The following is a 17,439-nucleotide window of genomic DNA, read 5'->3' as shown; positions in this document are numbered from 1 at the left end:
ATGATCGAACTCGAATCACTGACGAGTGAATTCGGGCTTCGGGCAATACCGCCTATGCTGTGCCTGTGTCCGATCACCTGAACCCGTTACGCCAGCTCACCATCGACCAGCTGCGCCTGCGCACCAGCGAGAAGTGGCGCGCCCACCCGAGCGACGTCCTGCCGCTGTTCGTGGCCGAGATGGACGTCCCACTGGCCGAGCCGGTGGCCCAGACGATCACGGCGGCGGTCGCCCGCGGAGACACCGGCTACCCGATCGGCACGGACTACGCCGAGGCGCTGGCCGACTTCGCCCGCAAACGATGGGACTGGGACGGAATCGCGGTGCCGCGCACGGCGATGATGCCTGACGTGATGCAGGGCGTCGTCGAGATCCTGGCGGTGATCTGCGGGCCAACCGACCCGGTCGTGGTCAACTGCCCGGTCTATCCGCCGTTCTACCACTTCGTCCGACACAGCGGCCGCCCCGTCGAGGAGTCGCCTCTGGGCCCAGACGGCCGGATCGACTTCACCGAGTTGGAGAACGCCTTCCAGCGAGCCAAAGCCCGCGGCGACCGGCCGGCGTACCTGCTGTGCAACCCGCACAACCCCACCGGCGCGGTGCACACCGCCGACGAGCTGGCCACCGTCGCCACGCTGGCCGACCGTTACGGCGTAAGGGTTCTGGCCGACGAGATCCACGCCCCACTGGTCCTGCCCGGCGCGGTGTTCACGCCCTACCTGAGCGTGCCCGGCGCGGCGACCGGCATGTCGCTGATGTCCGCCTCCAAGGCCTGGAACCTCGCCGGCCTCAAGGCGGCGCTGGCCATCGCCGGCCCCGACGCCGCCGACGACATCGCGCGAATTCCCTGGTGGGTACAGGAAAGTCCGAGCCATCTGGGCGTCATCGCGCACACCGCCGCCCTCCGAGACGGCGGTGACTGGCTCGACGCGCTGCTGGCCGGGCTCGACAACAACCGCCGCCTGCTGTCCGACCTGCTCGCCGCGCACCTGCCCGACGTCCGGTACCGACCGGGCGAGGGAACCTACCTGGCGTGGCTGGACTGCCGTGCCCTCGGCCTCGGCGACGACCCCGCCGCCGGCTTCCTCGACCGCGGCCGGGTCGCCCTCAACTCCGGCCCGGCCTTCGGCACCGGCGGCGCGGGACACGTCCGCCTCAATCTGGCCACCACGCCGGAACTGCTCACCGAGGCGGTCCGGCGGATGGGAGAAGTCAGCTGAACTCGCGGGCGTTGGCCAGCACCGGGACCTTGCCCCGCGCATCGTCCACTTCGGACGGATCGAGGTCCACGACGAGCAGCTCCGGCCGGTCGACGGCCTGGGCCCGGATCTCGCCGAGCGGCGACACGACGGCGCTGTAGCCGATGCCGGTGGGCACGCCGGGCTTGGTGTCCACGCCCACGGTGGACGGATCGGCCTGGCCGCAGGCGGCGAGCCAGCTGGTGGAGTCGAGCGCACGGGCCCGGACCAGCAGCTCCCACTGCTCACGCTTGCCGGGGCCGGCTCCCCACGACGCCGGCACGAGGATCACCGACGCCCCCGAGCGGGCCAGTTTCTGGAACAGTTGCGGGAAGCGAAGGTCGTAGCAGGTGGCCACGCCGATGCCGACGCCGTCGACCGACAGGGTGAGGCTGCGGTCGCCGGGGGCGACGGTGGCCGACTCGGCGAAACCGAAGGCGTCGAACAGGTGGATCTTGTCGTAGTGCTCGTCGACGCCGGCCCCGGTGACGAGCAGGGTGTTGCGCACCCGGCCGTCGTCGGACGGCGTGAACATGCCGGCCACCACGAGCACGTCGTGCTGCTTGGCGATGTCCCGCACGGCCGAGGCCCACGGGCCGTCCAGCGGCTGGGCCAGCGGCCCGAGCGGGATGCCGAAGCGGGCCATGGCGGCCTCGGGGAACACCACGATCCGCGCGCCGAGGCGGGCGGCCTCGGCGGCCTGCTCGCCGATGGTCGCGAGGTTGACCTCGGGGTCGGTGTCGGACACGAACTGGCTCAGCGCGATACGCACGGGTGCTAGTGTATACCCCCTGTATACGAAAAAGGGGTCCGATGTCTGTCTCCGGCCGGGACCGCGCCTACGACTACCTGCGCAACACCGTGCTCGCCGATCCGGCGGCGCAGGGCACGTTCCTCAACGAGCAGGAGATCGCCGACCGGATCGGGGTGTCCCGCACGCCCATCCGCGAGGCGCTGCTGATGTTGTCGGCCGAGGAGCTGGTGCGGCTGGTGCCCAAACGCGGCGCGTACATCCCCGAGCTGACCGCGGGCGAGCTGCGCGAGCTGCTGGAGCTGCGCGGTGTGCTGGAACGGTTCGCGGCCGAACGAGCGCTGGCCGCCGGCGCCGCGCCGGTCGACGAGCTCCGAGCCGCGCTGGCCGACCAGAAGGGCAAAGATGACCGGACTTTCATCGAAGCCGACACCCGCTTCCACACCATCCTGGTGCGCGCGGCCGGCAACGAGACGCTGACCCGAACCTACGAAACGTTGCGAGCCCGGCAGGTCGTCTCCGGGCTGGTGGCGCTGCAGGGCGGGGTGCACCGGCGGGAGGCGGTGCTGGCCGAACACGAGGCGATCGTGGCAGCGTTGGCCGCCGGCGATCCCGACCCGGCCCGCGAGGCGATCACCGCGCATCTGGACGCGACGCTGCGGGCACTGCTCGCGATTCGCTGACCCGAGAGTGGTTGGCACGACACGAGGATCCGTCAAGATCACCGTCCCATGTGCACGGCGCACGCGCCGGATGGAGGGGGCCGGGGTCGACACCGACCGGTTCGGACCAAGGGTCCCCATGCTGATCGGCGCATCCACAGGACAGCTCACCGAATTGATCGAGAAATTCGAGGAACATGATCGTCGGCGCCGTTGCCGAGAAAGGCCTGGGTAGCGGGGTTGCCCCTCGCTCCCGATGGGTGTTTTGGGCGTTCTGCCCGGCACTGCACGGGTATAACCCCTCGGCGTAGCCTCGCCGGCGGCGCGCGTCGGGGCGAGCGCCGCCCTGTAAACTGTGATGAATACCTAGGCAGGACGGCTTCATCCGTGCTGAGGGAGGTGGACGGTGCCGGCGCTCGAGCCCGAGCCGACGTCGCTCGCTGCGAAGATCGACAAGCTGTTCCAGGTGGTCCGCAAGCCCAACCGCGAGCAGTACAGCCACGACGAGGTGGCCAAGGCCTGCCGCGAGGCCACCGGGGAGAGCTTCTCGACCACGTACCTGTGGCAGTTGCGCACCGGCCGCCGGGACAACCCCACCAAGCGGCACCTGGAGGCGCTGGCCCAGTTCTTCCAGGTCTCCCCCGCGTATTTCTTCGACGACGAGCAGAGCGCCAAGATCGCCGAGGAGCTGGAGCTGCTGGGCGCCCTTCGGGACGCCGGAGTACGCAACGTTGCCCTGAGAGCAGTAACGCTTTCACCCGCCGGACTCGACACCATCAGTGACATGATCGATGCGATCGCCCGCAGGGAGGCGATCCGCGACGGGGATTCCCGCTGACCGGGAGTGATGGTGCAGGACAAGCGGCTGTGGCGACGCTGCCGGGAACTGGCCGACTCGGTGCCGGTCCCCGCCCCGTTCCGCACGGACACGTTCGTCGCGGCGGTGGCCGCGCATCGGGGCCGTCCGATCGAGCTGATGCCGGCCCCGGCGACCTCGGGCGCGCCGTGCGGGCTGCTGATGACCACCGACCGGGCCGACTACATCCTCTACCCGGTCGACACCACCGAGCTGCACCAGCAGCACATCCTGCTGCACGAGGTCGCGCACCTGCTGTGCGGGCACACCGGCAGCACCGAGATCGACGCCGCCGCGACCAAGGCGCTGATGCCCAACCTCTCGCCCGAGCTGGTGCGCCGCGTGCTCGGCCGCACCGTGTACAGCGAGGCCGAGGAGCAGGAGGCCGAGTTGTTGGCCTCGCTGATCGCCCAGCGGGTGGCCCGGCTGCCGCGCCCGCCGTCGGCGGAGGCGCCGGACGAGGTCGTCCGGCTGGAGCGGGTGTTCGGGCCGCGGCGGCGACACGATGATTGAGATCGCCGCCTATCTCGGCTGCCTGCTGGCGATCCTGGTGGTCTGCTACCGGGTCCGGCCGGGCGGCGCGGAGGGGCGGGTGCCGGGCGGGCGGCACATTCTCGGCTTCGCGGTGAGCATCGCCGGCGCGCTCGGCCTGGACGCCTGGATGACGCTGGAGATCGACGGCCCGATGCCGGCGATCGCCGGGCTGGTCAGCGACGAGCTGAAGGTGGCCGCGCTGGCTTTCCTGATGCTGTTCGCCAACTCCGTACGCCCGGAGGCGGTCCGCGGCCGCCGGTACGTGCTGTGCGCGGCCGTGACCATGGTGGCGTGCGCGGTGCTGTTCTTCGCCGCCGGCGCCGACCAGACGACCGCCGTGGTGCAGCTCGCGCCGGACCGGGTCGGCGTTTTCGTGGCCTACGACGTGGTGCTGATCTGCTACGAGGTGTGGGGCCTGCTGACCTTCACCACGCTGCTCAACGAGTACGCCCGGCTGGTGGAGCCGGGCCTGCTGCGCACCGGGCTGCGGCTGATCATGGCTGGCGCGCTGGTCGGCGTGCTGTGGTCGGGCTGGCAGTTCGACGACATCCGGATCGCCTTGTCCCAGCACGAGAACACCACCAGCGAGGACGAGGTGTCGGCGGTGCTGGCGGCTTGCTGCGTGCTGGTGTCGGCGGCCGGGGCGACGCTGAGCGCGTGGGGTCCGTATCTGAGTCCGCCGCTGCGGTGGGTCGGCGCGCAGTGGCGGTACGCGCGGATCCAGCCGCTGTGGCAGGCGATGCACGCGGCGATGCCGGCCATCGCGCTGAGCACCGTCGCCCGGCAGCAGGGCGGCGTGGAGTTCGCGCTGTACCGGCACGTCATCGAGATCCGGGACGCGCAGTTGGCGCTGCGTGGGCACATCCACCCGTCGGTGCCGGAGTGGGCCGCCGACGCGGTGCGCCGCGCCGGCACCCATCCGTCCCGGCGCGACGCGACCATCGAGGCGGCCACGATCGCCGCCGCGGTGTTGGCCCACGATGCCGGCGTCGGCTACCGGGTCGGCGACCTGGCCCCGCGCTGGGTGGATCCCAGCGTGGCCGCCGAGACTCAGTGGCTGGCCCAGGTGTCGCGGGAGTTCACCCGCTCCAAGGCTGTCGCGTCCGTACGGGCCCGAATGGCCGCCGAACTCAGCGGGGTAGCGTCCACGCGCTCGTGATGATGGCGCGACTGTCCACACCGGACGGAAGCGTGCCCAGTGCGATGCCCCAGTCCTCACCGAGCCGGGAGGCGCAGAACGCGTCGGCGACGGCCGGATTTCCGTGCCGCACCAGCAGCGATCCCTGCAACACCAGCGCCATCTGCTCGACCAGCCGGCGGGCCCGGAACTCGATGTCGTTCACGTCGGCCAACTCCTTGCGCAGCAGCTCCACCGAGCGGTCCAGCCGGGCGTCCGCGCCGGCGGCCAGCTCCAGCTCGGCGAAGTAGGCCTCCACCGACTCGGGCTGGCGGGCCATCGCCCGCAGCGCGTCCAGCGCCGCGACGTTGCCGGAGCCCTCCCAGATCGAGGGCAGCGGCGCCTCCCGGTACAGCAGCGGCATGCCCGATTCCTCGACGTAGCCGTTGCCGCCCAGGCATTCCAGCGCCTCGGCGGCGTGCATCGGGGCCCGCTTGCACACCCAGTACTTGGTCACCGCCAGCGCCAGCCTTCGGAACGCCGTCTCGTCGCGGTCGGTCGCGCCGGCCAGGCGGAACATCACCACCAGCGCCGCCTCGGCCTCGACCACGAGGTCCGCCAGCACATTGGCCATCAGCGGCTGGTCCACCAGCAGGTTGCCGAATGTCCTGCGGTGGCCGGCGTGGTGCACGGCCTGTGCGACGCCGGCACGCATGCCGGCGGCGCTCCCGATCACGCAGTCCAGCCGGGTGTTGTTGACCATCTCGATGATGGTCGGCACGCCCCGGCCCTCCTCGCCGACCAGCCAGCCGACGGCGTCGTCGTACTCGATCTCGGAGGAGGCGTTGGACTTGTTGCCCAGCTTGTCCTTCAGCCGCTGGAGGTGGATCCGGTTGCGGGTGCCGTCGGGCAGGATCCGGGGCAGCAGGAAGCAGGACAGGCCGCCGGGGGCCTGGGCCAGCGTGAGGAACATGTCCGACATCGGCGCCGACGTGAACCACTTGTGGCCGCGGATAACGTATTCACCGTTACTGGTGGGCGTCGCCGTGGTCGTGTTGGCCCGGACGTCCGAGCCGCCCTGCTTCTCGGTCATCGACATGCCGGCGATCAGGCCGCGCTTCGTGCTCGGCTCGCGCAGGCCGTAGTCGTAGATCTTGGCCGCCAGCAACGGTTCGTACCGCCCCGCCAGCTCCTCGTTGTGCCGCAGGGCCGGGATCGCCGCGTACGTCATGGCCAGCGGGCACGTGTGACCGGCCTCGACCTGGCTCCACACAAAGAACTTGGCCGCCCGAGCCACGTGCGCGCCCGACCGCTCCTCACGCCAGGCCGCGCCTTGCAGGCCGTGCTCGACGCCCACCGTCATCAGCTCGTGCCAGTACGGGTGGAAATCCACCTCGTCGATCCGGTTGCCGTAGCGGTCGTGCGTACGCAGCACCGGCGGGTTCGCGTTGGCTCCCCGACCCCATTCCTGGGCCTGCGCGCTGCCCGCCAGCCGGCCCAACTCGTGCAGCTCCGGCTCGGCCCAGGCCGCTCCCTCCCGGCGCAGGCCCGCCAGCAGCGAGGGGTGCGCCGCGACGTCGTAGCCGGTCAGCGGCGGAACCTGGTTGGTGACCTCATGAGTGGGCGGCATCGTCGGCTCCCAGGGCACGAAGGGTGAAACGGACCAGACTCGGCACCGTGTCGGCGCTCGCGACACCGGCGGACAACGGGCCCACCAGCACCTCCGCGACCGCCCCCACCAGCGCCGCGGCGGAGATCTTGGCGTCCTGCGGCGGCAGCACGCCCGCCTGGATCGCCTCGGTGACGTGGCCGGCGAAAGCCTCCTGGAACACCCGCCGGAACACCAGGCGCTCGGCTTCCACCGCCGGATCCACGGGCTCGGCCAGCAGCGCGTAGGCCAGGGTCGGCGACTTCAGCGCCCGGTTCGCGAACGTCTCCACGATCGCCACCACCCGGTCGACCAGGTCTCCCGGGCCTTCGGCCGCGTCCTTGACCGCCTGCACCTCGCGGGTGACCAGGCTGCGGAACACCTCCACGACCAGCTCCGCCTTGCCCGGGAAGTACCGGTACACGCTGCCCGTCGACACTCCCGCCCGCGACGCCACCGCCGCCACCGAGCAGCCCCCGTACCCGCGCTCCGCGAGCAGGGCGACCGCGGCCGTCACCAGCGCCTCGCGCTGAGCGTCCAGCCGGGCCTGCACCTGAGGCGTACGTCGATAGGGCATGCAAGCAGTGAACCACGGTTCAGTGTTTGATGCCACGCGTGCCGCGTGGAGCTCGGCCCCCTTTAAGCCGGTGCCTCGCCCTTGCCGGATTTTCGGCCGCCGCGTCGGCTTGGGCCGGTGGGCGCGTTGTGTGGCGGCGGCCAAAAATCCGCCAACCGTGCGAAGCACCGGCGGGGCCGAGCACTCTCCTGTGTTGACGGAATGGGAGACTGTGTGCTCAGGCCAGGGGCAGGGCGTCTGAATCTAAGATGCCGGTGCGGTAGGCGATGGAAACCGCTTCGGCGCGGCCGTTCGCCTCCAGCTTGCGGATGATGTTCTTGGCGTGTGAGCGGACCGTTTCCACCGACACCACGAGCCGTTCCGCGATCACCTTGCTGCTCATGCCCTCGGCGATCAGCGCGAGGATTTCCGTTTCCCGCTGGGACAGGGCATGGCCGCGTTTATGCTCGGCGTTGGCAGGCTCACCCTTCGACTGGATCGGCACGCCGAGGTAAACGCCGGCCAGCACCTGGTGCAGATAGCTGGCCGAGGCCGTGGCCAGGGCCACCGCCTGCGCGCCCTGGCCGAACGCGAATCTGGCGTCCTCGTCCGCGTGGGCCGACGGGGTCAGCAGCACCACCACCGGGCACGGGGTGTACCCGCTGCTCAGCGACCGCACGAGGGTGAACCCGGGATCGGCCGTCTGATCCACCACGGCCATGCCGGTCACGGTCCGACTGGCGAATCGGACCGCCGCCGCCGGCGACGCCGCCGCGCTGATCGCCCCCACATCGGGAAGCCGCGACAGCACTCGCGCCAATCCGATTCGGGTCAGCGGGGAAAACCCCACGATCAACACAGGGCGACGGCGGTACATGGGCCGGATACTCTCACGCGCTGCGCCAATTGCGATACCTGGCGTGACCTACACGTCAGCCCCGATCACACCCGGTAATCCCGGAATTCGACCCCTTCACCGGATCAGATCACCGCACACTTTCTTTTCTACTGTAGGTAGATGCGAGGGGTAGTCACACCACGAGGCCCGGTCCGGCACGTGGAGTCCGACCGCCAACACAGCAGAGTGCTCGGCCCCGCCGGTGCTTCGCACGGTTGGCGGATTTTCGGCCGCCGCCACACAACGCGCCCACCCACCCACGCCGATGCGGCGGCCGAAAATCCGGCAAGGGCGAGGCACCGGTCACGAGGGGCCGAGCCGCGACGCCGAAGGCGGCGCCATGTTACTGCCCCTTCGGGTGGTATCGGCTGGATGCAGCAGTGACTCCTGTGGTTGTGCGTGACCATGACGACGTAGAACGGCTGATCTCTCGGGGGTGCTCCATGTCCAACACCGCGCGCCTGTCCCTGCTCGACGGCTTCGTGTTGTCGGCGGGCGGCCGGGAGCTGGTGGTGCCTAGGGCACAGCAGCGGTTGTTGGCACTGGTGGCCCTGCGGCGGGACACGAACCGGAACACGGCGGTGGGTCTGCTGTGGCCGGAGGGCCAGGAGGCGAGGGTGGCGGCGAGCCTGCGGACGGCGTTGTGGCGGTTGCAGCAGCTGCCGGTGCCGACGGTGCGAGTGGGCGGCGACGCGATCAGCCTGGATCCGGGGCTACGGCTGGATGTCGCTGAGCTGGTGGCGATGTCGGCGCTGGCCCGGCAGGGCTGCGACGACCTGCCGACGAGTCTGCTGCTGGGCCCGCACGAGTTGTTGCCGGGCTGGTGCGACGAGTGGGTGCTGGTGGAGCGGGAACGCTTGCGCCAGCTGTATTTGCACACGGTGGAGGGGTTCGCGGCAGCGTGCCTGCGGACGGGCCGGCACGGGGACGCCCTGGAGGCAGCGCTGGCCGCGGTGCGGGCGGATCCGTTGCGGGAGAGCCCGTATCGGCTGGCGATCGAGGTGCACCTGGCCGAGGGCAACGTGGCGGAGGCGCTGTCGACGTACCAGAACTACCGGCGTCTGCTGGCCCGGGAGATCGGCGTGGCCCCGTCCCCGATGATCCGCGGCCTCATCCACGAGTCCCTGGCCGCGGCGGTCTGACCGGCCCGTCACCAGTCGCCGTCGGCGAATATCTCGTCGACGGCGAGCCGCCGCTCCGACAGGCCCTGTTCGTGGAAGTGCCGGAGAAAGCTGTCGATGGCCGCGCGATTGGGGTCGATGCCGTACGCCCAGAAGTCGTCCGGGAAATGGTTGCGGTCCCACAGTGGCGTGAACCACGGAACCATCACGTCCATGTGTTGACCGAGAGAGCCGTGACGATAGCGATTCAGCGCGACATCCTTGGCCTCGGTGAATGCCCGGTAGACCGCCTGCATGACATCAGGTGCCAGGTCTCGGCGTACGACGAGGGTGTGCATGATGGGATAGATGCCGGTGCGGGAATAGTAGTTGCGTTCCACGGTCTCGTAGTCGGGGAACAACCGGCGAACCCGGGGCGAGCCGTCGACGATACACTGGGGCACCCGGGCGGAGATCAGGGCGTCGATCTCGCCGGATTCGAGCATGGCGCTGAGGCCCCGGCCGGCCGGCGCGGGTGAGACGTCGACGTCGGCAGGGTGGATGAGCGGCACGAAGTCGAAGGGGGTCATGGGGAAGTCGGCGCCGCCGATGACCCATCGGCATTGGTCAGGGGTGACGCCGTAGTCGTCGGCGAGCAGGCCCTTGGCAGTGACGCCGACATCGTGGCCGTAGGTGCCGAATTCGCCGATGGTCTTGCCGACGAGGTCCCGGGGTCGTTCGATGCCGCTCGCGGTGTTGACGAATATCGCCGCGTGCCGGAACTGGCGGGCCGGGAACACGGGAATCGCGACGAACGGCGGATCGGGCTGGGCCAGGGTGCGCAGATAGAAGGTCAGGCCCAGTTCGGCGACGTCGAAAGCCTGGTCTCGAACCATACGCTCGAACACGTCCGAGGCCAGTCGTCCGCTTTCGAACGTGGCGTCGACACCCTCGATGCGCACGCTGCCGTCGAACAGCGCCCGGGTGCGGTCGTACTCCATGCAACCGATGCTCAGATTCATACTAAAGGACTTTAGTGTCGACGCGGACGAGGCGCAAGCGCCGGTACGATCCGGTGGCATGAGCATCGAGGCCAGGCAGCTGTTCGCGGACGTGTCCCTCGGCGCGCCGGAGAACGCCGTCGGCTTCGTGCTGTGGCGCCTCGTCCACCGCTACCAGCGGGAGGCCGACCGCGCGCTCGCCCCGCTCGACCTCACCCAGCTCCAGTTCATGACACTGACCATGGCGGCCTGGCTCGGTCAGTCCGGCGAGCCCGTCGCCCAGGCCACCCTGGCCGAGCACGGCGACATCCAGCCGATGCAGCTGTCGCACATGCTGAAGGCCTTGGAGGGCAAGGGATTCGTCACCCGCACCCCCAACCCGGCCGATGTGCGGGCCAAGTGCGTGCAGGTCACCGCCGCCGGCCTCAAGGTCCTCCGAGAGGCGCTGCCGCTGGTGATCGACGTGCAGCGCCGCCTGTTCGGCGAGCAAGGCCTCCCCGGCGGCGGCCTCCTCCAGGCCCTGGTCGCCCTGGACCGCGAGTCCCGCTGACAGGCAACTGAAACACCAGTTCCGAGATGCCCGAACCTGTGTTTCATGTGCCCGAGAGCGGGACTCGCGGGGTTCTACTCGAAGGCGGACATGACGTGCTTGATGCGGGTGTAGTCCTCCAGGCCGTACGTGGACAGGTCCTTGCCGTGGCCGGAGTGCTTGAAGCCGCCGTGCGGCATCTCGGCGACGATGGGGATGTGGGTGTTGATCCACACGCAGCCGAAGTCGAGGCGCTTGGCCAGCCGCATGGCCCGGCCGTGGTCGCGGGTCCAGACGCTGGAGGCCAGGCCGTACTTGACGCCGTTGGCCATCGCGACCGCCTCGGCCTCGTCCCCGAACGACTGCACGGTGACCACCGGGCCGAACACCTCGTTCTGGATGATCTCGTCGTCCTGGCGCAGGCCGGAAACCACGGTGGGGGCGTAGAAGTAGCCACGGTCGCCGACCACGGAACCGCCGGCCAGCACGGCGGCGTGCGAGGGCAGCCGCTCGATGAAGCCGGCGACCCGCTCCAACTGGGAGGCGTTGTTGAGCGGGCCGTAGAAGACGTCCTCGCTGGGCGCGCCGGTCCTGATCCCCCGCGCCTCGGCGGCCAGCAAAGCCGCGAATTCCTCGTACACCGAGGCGGCGACGATCACGCGGGTGGCGGCGGTGCAGTCCTGCCCGGCGTTGAAGTAGCCGGCGGCGGCGATGCCGGCCGCGGCGGCGGCCAGGTCGGCGTCCTCGAAGACCACGACCGGGGCCTTGCCGCCCAGCTCCAGATGAGTCCGCTTCAAATCCTGGGCAGCCGCGGCGGCGACCTCCATGCCGGCCCGCACCGAACCGGTGATCGACACCATGTCCGGACGGTCGTGCGACACCAGGGCCCGGCCAGTGTCCCGGTCGCCGCAGACGACGTTGAACACGCCCGGTGGCAGGAACTCGGCGCACACCTCGGCCAGCAGGGTCGTGGACGCCGGTGTGGTGTCGGACGGCTTCAGCACCACGGTGTTGCCGGCGGCCAGCGCGGGGGCGATCTTCCAGACGGCCATCATCAGCGGGTAGTTCCACGGCGTCACCTGCGCGCACACGCCGACCGGCTCGCGCCGCACGTACGAGGTGTGCCCGGGCATGTACTCCCCCGCCGACCGCCCCTCCAGCACCCGCGCGGCACCGGCGAAGAAGCGCAACTGGTCCACGCACGGCGGGATCTCGTCGGTCTCGGTGACGGCCAGCGGCTTGCCGGTGTCGGCCGACTCGACCCGCACGAACTCGTCGGCGCGGGCCTCGATAGCGTCGGCGATCTTGAGCAGGGCCAACTGGCGCTGCGCCGGCGTGGTGTCGCGCCACGACTCGAAGGCGGCACTGGCGGCGGCGACGGCGGCGTCCACGTCAGCCGGGCCGGACAGCGGCGAGGTCGCGTACGCCTCGCCGGTCACCGGATCGACGACGTCCAGGGTGCGCCCGTCGGCCGCACCGACGCGCTCGCCGTTGACGAGATTGCTGAAGACGGTCTTGTCGGCCACCGAACGGATCCTTCCGGACACGGATTTAGTCGTAAACCATGCTCTCGCGCGACGGTATCAATTGCAACCGGTCGATTAAGTTGCTGTTTCAGTCGCCCGAACCATTGACTTCGCAAGCACGAGCGCCTTCACTACACCGCACGGGTGTGGCCCCTGTCACCCGCGGACCCTGTGGAGGCGCCCATGTCCGAGCAGCACACCCTCCGGGCCAACGTGCTCGGGGCGGCCGACACCGCCATGATGGCCGTCGCGGGCAGCGCGCCCGCCTACTCGATCGGCGCGAGCACCGCGGCCCTGGTCGCGGTCGCGGGGCTGGGCAGTCCGGCGGCGCTGCTCTGGTGCGGGCTCCCGATGCTCGGCATCGCCTGGGCGTTCAGCCACCTCGGCCGCACCGAGGTCAACGCCGGCGCCAGCTACGCCTGGGTCGGCCGCGCCTTACATCCGGTGCTCGGCTACCTGTCCGGCTGGGCGCTGATCGTCTCGGCCACGCTGTTCATGGTGGCCGGCGCGATCCCGGCCGGCTCGCTCACGCTGTCGCTGTTCGACCCGGGCCTGGCGTCGAACACGGCGCTGGTGACACTGGTCGGCGCGGTCTGGTTCGCGGCCATGGCCCTGGTGGTCTACCTCGGCGCGCACGTCACGGCCCGGGCGCAGTGGATCATGTCCGGCATCGAGGTGGCGATCCTCGTGGTGTTCCTGGTGGTCGGCCTGGTCCGCGCGCCGGGCATCGCCGTCGAGCACTTCGACTGGTCCTGGCTGGGTTTCTCGCACTTCGACGGCATGGGCGGCTTCGCCGGGGCCGCGCTGGTCGCCGCGTTCTACTACTGGGGCTGGGACGTGTCGGCCAACCTGAACGAGGAGACGAAGTCGGCCCGCCGGGCCGCCGGGCTCGGCGGCATCGTCGGCGTGGTGATCGTGTTCGGCCTGTTCCTGTGCTTCACCGTGCTGGTCAACCTGCTGCTGTCGGCCGACACCATCGCCGGCAGCAGCGGCAACCTGCTGGACCTGCTCGGCCAGGCGATCTGGCCCGGCCCGGGCGGCAAGATCCTGTCCATCGCGGTCGTGCTGTCCACCATCGCCACCCTGGAGACCACACTGATCCAGGTCACCAGGACGATGTTCGCGATGGGCCGCGACGGCACGCTGCCGCGCGCCTTCGGCCGCACCCACCTGCGCTGGCGCACCCCCACGCTGGCCACTGTCGTGGTCGCCGTGGTGTCGGTGATCCTGTTCGTGGCGGCCAACTTCCTCGGCTCGGTGGGCGAGATCCTGTCCGCCGCGATCAGCGCCATCGGCCTGCAGATCGCCTTCTACTACGGCCTGGCCGGCGTCGCCGTGGTGGTGTCGCACCGGGCCGAACTGTTCAAGAGCGTGCGCAACTTCGTGCTGATCGGGCTGTGGCCGGGGCTGGGCGCCGCGTTCCTGCTGTGGATGTTCGTGCAGGCCATCGGCTCCAACGACGCCGTGGTCAACGGGATCGGGCTGGGTCTGCTCGCGGTGGGCGTGGTGCCGATGGTTGTCGCTTGGCGCAAGGGTTCCACCTACTTCCACCGGGTCAACGCGGCGGCGGACACGGTCACCGCTGCCGTGCCAACCGGTGGAGACCTGCGATGATGCGCCGGTGCGCAGGAACACGGAGCCTCTGGACGAGGCGTCGAAACTGATCATCGAACAGCTCCAGGAGGACGGCCGGCGTCCGTACGCGGCCATCGGCAAGGCCGTGGGCCTGTCCGAGGCGGCGGTCCGGCAGCGGGTGGCCAAGCTGGTGCAGACCGGCGTGATGCAGATCGTCGCGGTCACCGACCCCATGCAGGTGGGGCTGTTCCGGCAGGCCATGCTCGGGCTGAAGGTGAGCGGCCCGATCGAGCCGGTGGCCGACGCGCTGGCGGCCATGCCGGAGATCGACTACGTGGTGGTCTGCGCCGGCCGCTTCGACATCCTCTGCGAGGCGGTCTGCGAGGACGACGCCGACCTGCTGGACCTGATGTCCAACCGGATCCGCACGGTCGAGGGCGTGCGGGACGTGGAAACCATGCCCTACTTGCGGCTGCACAAGCAGTCCTACCAGTGGGGCACCCGCTAAGACCTGCGGAATCCCTTGTATTGACCTTGCCGATGTGCGATAAACGTAGTCGAGAGCCACTTGGACGACGAAATCGGTGAGGACGCCATGACTGTCAGCCCCGGGAGCGCCGACCTCCCCGCCTCCGCCCGCGACCACCTGTGGCTGCACTTCGCCCGCCACTCCGCGTACACCGAGACCGACATCCCGGTCATCGAGCGCGGCGAGGGCGTCTACGTCTACGACACCAATGGCAAGCGCTATCTCGACGGCCTCGCCGGCCTGTTCGCGGTGCAGGTCGGCCACGGCCGCGAGGAGCTGGCCCAGGCCGCCGCCGAGCAGACCCGCAAGCTGGCGTACTTCCCGCTCTGGTCGGCCGCCCACCCGGCCGCGGTCCAACTGGGCGAGCGGCTGGCCACCCAGGCCCCCGGCGACCTCAACCGCGTGTTCTTCACGGTCAGCGGCGGCGAATCCGTCGAGACCGCGTGGAAGCTGGCCAAGCAGTACTTCAAGCTCACCGGCAAGCCCACCAAGCACAAGGTGATCAGCCGGTCGATGGCCTACCACGGCACCTCGCAGGGGGCGCTGTCGATCACCGGCATCCCCGGCGCCAAGGCCGACTTCGAGCCGTTGGTGCCCAGCGCCATCAAGGTGCCCAACACCAACTTCTACCGGGCCCCCGAGCACGGCGACGACCTTGTCGCGTTTGGACGGTGGGCGGCCGACCAGATCGAGCAGGCCATCCTGATGGAGGGCGCGGACACCGTCGCCGCGGTGTTCCTGGAGCCGCTGCAGAACACCGGCGGCTGCTTCCCGCCGCCGCCCGGGTACTGGCAGCGGGTGCGGGAGATCTGCGACACCTACGACGTCTTACTCGTGTCCGACGAGGTGATCTGCGCGTTCGGCCGGCTGGGCCACGACTTCGGGGCCAATCGCTACGGCTACCAGCCGGACATGATCACTGTCGCGAAGGGACTGACCTCCGGCTACGCGCCGCTGGGCGCGGTGCTGGCCAGCGACCGGCTGATGGAGCCGTTCCTGCAGGGCCACAACATCTTCATGCACGGCTCGACCTACGGCGGGCACCCGGTGTCCTGCGCGGTGGCGATGGCCAACCTCGACATCATCGAGAACGAGGGCATCTACGGCCACGTGCAGGCCAACGAGGCCGCCTTCCGGTCCACTTTGGACAAGCTGCGGGACCTGCCGATCGTCGGCGACGTCCGCGGGGCCGGCTTCTTCTACGGCATCGAGCTGGTCAAGGACAAGGACACCAAGCTGACCTTCACCGCCGAGGAGTCGGAGCGGGTGCTGCGCGGCTACCTGTCCACCGCCCTGTTCGACAACGGCCTGTACTGCCGGGCCGACGACCGCGCCGAGCCCGTCGTGCAGCTGTCGCCGCCGCTGATCTGCGACCAGTCGCACTTCGACGAGATGGAACAGATTCTCCGCGTCAGCCTCGAGAAAGCGTGGCAGCTCCTCTGATGGATCGCCTCAGGGCCAACTCAGTGGGTGTGGTCGGGGTGGTGTTCATGGCGATCGCCACGGCCGCCCCGATCACCGCGATGACCGGCAACGTCCCGGTCGCGGTCGGTTTCGGCAACGGAATCGGCGCACCGGCCGGCTACCTGTTCGCCACCGTGGTGCTGACGGTGTTCTCCGTCGGCTACGTGGCGATGACCAAGCACATCACCGCCACCGGCGCGTTCTACGGCTTCGTGTCGCAGGGCCTGGGCCGGGTGATCGGCCTGGCCAGCGGCCTGCTCGCGGTCATGTCGTACATCGTGTTCGAGGCCTCGATCGTGGGGATCTTCGCGTACTTCGCGCAGAGCACCGTGCTGGCCCAGTTCGGCGTGCACCTGCCGTGGCAGCTGTTCGCCGCGATCATGTTGGCCGCCACCGCGATCCTGTCCTACTTCGACATCCACCTGACCTCGCGGCTGCTCGGCGTGATGCTGGTCGCCGAGGTCAGCATGCTGTTCCTGATGGCCGTCGCGGTGCTCGTGCGCGGGGGCGGACCCGACGGGATCCCCCTGTCTCCCGTCAATCCGCTCAACGCCTTCGGCGGTCCCGCCGCCGGCCTGGGGCTGTTCTTCGCCTTCTGGTCGTGGGTCGGCTTCGAGTCGACCGCCATGTACGGCGAGGAGTCGCGGGAGCCGAAGAAGACCATTCCGCGGGCCACCCTGATCTCCGTGGTCGGGGTGGGGATCTTCTACATCTTCGTGTCCTGGATGGCCATCGCCGGCAACGGCCTGGCTCGCTCGGTCCAGGTCGCGGCCGCCGATCCGCTCGGCTTCTTCTTCGGCCCCACCGAGACCTTCGTCGGGCACTGGGCCGTGCTGCTGTTCCAGTGGCTGCTCATCACCGGTTCCTTCGCCTGCGGCATGGCCTTCCACCAGTGCGCCGCCCGGTACATGTACGCCATCGGGCGGGAGGGCCTGATCTGGAAGCGGCTGGGCCGCACGCATCCGCGGCACGGCTCCCCCTACGTCGCCTCCTTCACCCAGACCGTCATCGCCGTGGTGATCGTCGCCCTGTTCAGCCTGGCCGGCCAGGACCCGTACCTGAGCCTGTACACCCTGATGGCCATTCTCGGCACCATGGCCATCCTGATCGTGCAGACCCTGTGCTCGTTCGCCGTGATCGGCTACTTCGCCCGCAACCACCGGGAATCCCGGCACTGGTTCAAGACCTTCACCGCTCCCCTGCTCGGCGGCATCGGCATGATCGCCGTGGTCTGGCTGCTCGTCGACAACCTCGGGGCCGCCGCCGGCGCCGCCGCCTCGACCCCGTTCTTCCACGCCATTCCCTGGATCGTGGCCGGGCTGTTCGTGACAGGCATCGTCGGTGCGTTGGCGCTCAAGCGCTTCCGCCCCGACACCTACGCCATCCTCGGCCGCATCGTGCTCGACGACGCCCAGGAGCGCGCCGAGGAGGTTGCCGTCTAGCGTGTCAGGCCGC

At 69.8% G+C, this 17,439-nt stretch carries 17 protein-coding genes; 11 read left to right on the top strand and 6 right to left on the bottom strand.

Going from position 1 to position 17,439, the window contains the following annotated elements:
- Nucleotides 1–65 precede the first annotated feature (65 nt).
- Nucleotides 66–1,220: a MalY/PatB family protein gene (locus JJ691_RS04740; protein ID WP_249227685.1), complete on the top strand. Its 1,155-nt coding sequence runs from the start codon at nucleotides 66–68 to the stop codon at nucleotides 1,218–1,220.
- On the opposite strand, the gene JJ691_RS04735 is transcribed toward JJ691_RS04740, so the two are convergent.
- Nucleotides 1,213–2,010 carry a carbon-nitrogen hydrolase family protein gene (locus JJ691_RS04735; protein WP_211767575.1) on the bottom strand — a complete coding sequence of 266 codons (798 nt, stop codon included), beginning with the start codon at nucleotides 2,008–2,010 and terminating at the stop codon, nucleotides 1,213–1,215. The genes JJ691_RS04740 and JJ691_RS04735 overlap by 8 nt on opposite strands.
- Before the next feature lie 41 nt (nucleotides 2,011–2,051).
- Between JJ691_RS04735 and JJ691_RS04730 the strand changes: the two genes are divergently transcribed.
- The 4 genes from JJ691_RS04730 to JJ691_RS04715 all read left to right on the top strand — a co-directional run bounded on the left by JJ691_RS04730 (nucleotide 2,052) and on the right by JJ691_RS04715 (nucleotide 5,200).
- Entirely contained in the window at nucleotides 2,052–2,672 is a 621-nt protein-coding gene (locus tag JJ691_RS04730) for a GntR family transcriptional regulator (protein ID WP_211767574.1), read from the top strand.
- 385 nt (nucleotides 2,673–3,057) lie between these two features.
- Entirely contained in the window at nucleotides 3,058–3,489 is a 432-nt protein-coding gene (locus JJ691_RS04725) for a helix-turn-helix domain-containing protein (protein ID WP_211767573.1), read from the top strand.
- A gap of 9 nt (nucleotides 3,490–3,498) precedes the next feature.
- Nucleotides 3,499–4,020 (top strand): hypothetical protein, encoded by a 522-nt coding sequence (locus JJ691_RS04720; protein WP_211767572.1) that lies wholly within the window; start codon nucleotides 3,499–3,501, stop codon nucleotides 4,018–4,020.
- Nucleotides 4,013–5,200, top strand: coding sequence for an MAB_1171c family putative transporter (locus tag JJ691_RS04715; protein ID WP_211767571.1), 1,188 nt, complete (start codon nucleotides 4,013–4,015; stop codon nucleotides 5,198–5,200). The genes JJ691_RS04720 and JJ691_RS04715 overlap by 8 nt, the downstream gene beginning before the upstream one ends.
- Here the strand turns inward: JJ691_RS04715 and JJ691_RS04710 are convergent.
- The 3 genes from JJ691_RS04710 to JJ691_RS04700 form a co-directional block, all read right to left on the bottom strand.
- Complete coding sequence (locus JJ691_RS04710; RefSeq protein ID WP_211767570.1) at nucleotides 5,172–6,788, bottom strand: acyl-CoA dehydrogenase family protein; 1,617 nt, start codon at nucleotides 6,786–6,788, stop codon at nucleotides 5,172–5,174. The genes JJ691_RS04715 and JJ691_RS04710 overlap by 29 nt on opposite strands.
- Complete coding sequence (locus JJ691_RS04705) at nucleotides 6,772–7,383, bottom strand: TetR/AcrR family transcriptional regulator (protein ID WP_211767569.1); 612 nt, start codon at nucleotides 7,381–7,383, stop codon at nucleotides 6,772–6,774. The genes JJ691_RS04710 and JJ691_RS04705 overlap by 17 nt, the downstream gene beginning before the upstream one ends.
- Nucleotides 7,384–7,600: 217 nt before the next feature.
- Nucleotides 7,601–8,239 (bottom strand): helix-turn-helix transcriptional regulator, encoded by a 639-nt coding sequence (locus tag JJ691_RS04700; RefSeq protein WP_211767568.1) that lies wholly within the window; start codon nucleotides 8,237–8,239, stop codon nucleotides 7,601–7,603.
- 464 nt (nucleotides 8,240–8,703) lie between these two features.
- On the opposite strand from JJ691_RS04700, the gene JJ691_RS04695 reads away from it, so the two are divergent.
- On the top strand, nucleotides 8,704–9,402 hold the full coding sequence (locus JJ691_RS04695; protein WP_211767567.1) for an AfsR/SARP family transcriptional regulator: 699 nt from the start codon (nucleotides 8,704–8,706) through the stop codon (nucleotides 9,400–9,402).
- An 8-nt stretch (nucleotides 9,403–9,410) separates the two neighbouring features.
- On the opposite strand, the gene JJ691_RS04690 is transcribed toward JJ691_RS04695, so the two are convergent.
- Nucleotides 9,411–10,448, bottom strand: a complete 1,038-nt coding sequence (locus JJ691_RS04690; protein ID WP_249227684.1) for a 4,5-dihydroxyphthalate decarboxylase — start codon at nucleotides 10,446–10,448, stop codon at nucleotides 9,411–9,413.
- On the opposite strand from JJ691_RS04690, the gene JJ691_RS04685 reads away from it, so the two are divergent.
- The gene (locus JJ691_RS04685; protein ID WP_211767566.1) at nucleotides 10,441–10,911 is read left to right on the top strand and encodes a MarR family winged helix-turn-helix transcriptional regulator; all 471 of its coding nucleotides are present in this window, start codon (nucleotides 10,441–10,443) and stop codon (nucleotides 10,909–10,911) included. The genes JJ691_RS04690 and JJ691_RS04685 overlap by 8 nt on opposite strands.
- 74 nt (nucleotides 10,912–10,985) lie before the next feature.
- Here the strand turns inward: JJ691_RS04685 and JJ691_RS04680 are convergent, their stop codons facing one another.
- Nucleotides 10,986–12,416 (bottom strand): aminobutyraldehyde dehydrogenase, encoded by a 1,431-nt coding sequence (locus JJ691_RS04680; protein ID WP_211767565.1) that lies wholly within the window; start codon nucleotides 12,414–12,416, stop codon nucleotides 10,986–10,988.
- Nucleotides 12,417–12,599: 183 nt separating this feature from the next.
- On the opposite strand from JJ691_RS04680, the gene JJ691_RS04675 reads away from it, so the two are divergent.
- The 4 genes from JJ691_RS04675 to JJ691_RS04660 all read left to right on the top strand — a co-directional run bounded on the left by JJ691_RS04675 (nucleotide 12,600) and on the right by JJ691_RS04660 (nucleotide 17,426).
- The gene (locus JJ691_RS04675) at nucleotides 12,600–14,030 is read left to right on the top strand and encodes an APC family permease (protein ID WP_211767564.1); all 1,431 of its coding nucleotides are present in this window, start codon (nucleotides 12,600–12,602) and stop codon (nucleotides 14,028–14,030) included.
- A 7-nt stretch (nucleotides 14,031–14,037) separates the two neighbouring features.
- On the top strand, nucleotides 14,038–14,499 hold the full coding sequence (locus JJ691_RS04670; RefSeq protein ID WP_249227683.1) for an Lrp/AsnC family transcriptional regulator: 462 nt from the start codon (nucleotides 14,038–14,040) through the stop codon (nucleotides 14,497–14,499).
- Between the two features lie 87 nt (nucleotides 14,500–14,586).
- A complete protein-coding gene (locus JJ691_RS04665; RefSeq protein WP_211767562.1) occupies nucleotides 14,587–15,963 on the top strand; it encodes an aspartate aminotransferase family protein in 1,377 nt (458 codons plus the stop codon).
- Between the two features lie 47 nt (nucleotides 15,964–16,010).
- Nucleotides 16,011–17,426 (top strand): APC family permease, encoded by a 1,416-nt coding sequence (locus JJ691_RS04660; RefSeq protein ID WP_211767561.1) that lies wholly within the window; start codon nucleotides 16,011–16,013, stop codon nucleotides 17,424–17,426.
- The last annotated feature ends 13 nt before the right edge of the window (nucleotides 17,427–17,439 follow it).

This window comes from Kutzneria sp. CA-103260 (assembly GCF_018263855.1).
Classification (GTDB): Bacteria; Actinomycetota; Actinomycetes; order Mycobacteriales; family Pseudonocardiaceae; genus Kutzneria.
This window is presented reverse-complemented; position numbering and strand designations above follow the sequence as displayed.

Excerpts from the sequence above, each read along its gene's own strand:
- JJ691_RS04715 (WP_211767571.1), top strand. The coding sequence starts at position 4,013 with ATGATTGAGATCGCCGCCTATCTCGGCTGCCTGCTGGCGATCCTGGTG.
- JJ691_RS04665 (WP_211767562.1), top strand. The coding sequence starts at position 14,587 with ATGACTGTCAGCCCCGGGAGCGCCGACCTCCCCGCCTCCGCCCGCGAC.
- JJ691_RS04730 (WP_211767574.1), top strand. The coding sequence starts at position 2,052 with ATGTCTGTCTCCGGCCGGGACCGCGCCTACGACTACCTGCGCAACACC.
- JJ691_RS04695 (WP_211767567.1), top strand. The coding sequence starts at position 8,704 with ATGTCCAACACCGCGCGCCTGTCCCTGCTCGACGGCTTCGTGTTGTCG.
- JJ691_RS04720 (WP_211767572.1), top strand. The coding sequence starts at position 3,499 with ATGGTGCAGGACAAGCGGCTGTGGCGACGCTGCCGGGAACTGGCCGAC.
- JJ691_RS04685 (WP_211767566.1), top strand. The coding sequence starts at position 10,441 with ATGAGCATCGAGGCCAGGCAGCTGTTCGCGGACGTGTCCCTCGGCGCG.
- JJ691_RS04700 (WP_211767568.1), bottom strand. The coding sequence starts at position 8,239 with ATGTACCGCCGTCGCCCTGTGTTGATCGTGGGGTTTTCCCCGCTGACC.
- JJ691_RS04705 (WP_211767569.1), bottom strand. The coding sequence starts at position 7,383 with ATGCCCTATCGACGTACGCCTCAGGTGCAGGCCCGGCTGGACGCTCAG.
- JJ691_RS04710 (WP_211767570.1), bottom strand. The coding sequence starts at position 6,788 with ATGCCGCCCACTCATGAGGTCACCAACCAGGTTCCGCCGCTGACCGGC.
- JJ691_RS04660 (WP_211767561.1), top strand. The coding sequence starts at position 16,011 with ATGGCGATCGCCACGGCCGCCCCGATCACCGCGATGACCGGCAACGTC.
- JJ691_RS04690 (WP_249227684.1), bottom strand. The coding sequence starts at position 10,448 with ATGCTCATGCCACCGGATCGTACCGGCGCTTGCGCCTCGTCCGCGTCG.
- JJ691_RS04675 (WP_211767564.1), top strand. The coding sequence starts at position 12,600 with ATGTCCGAGCAGCACACCCTCCGGGCCAACGTGCTCGGGGCGGCCGAC.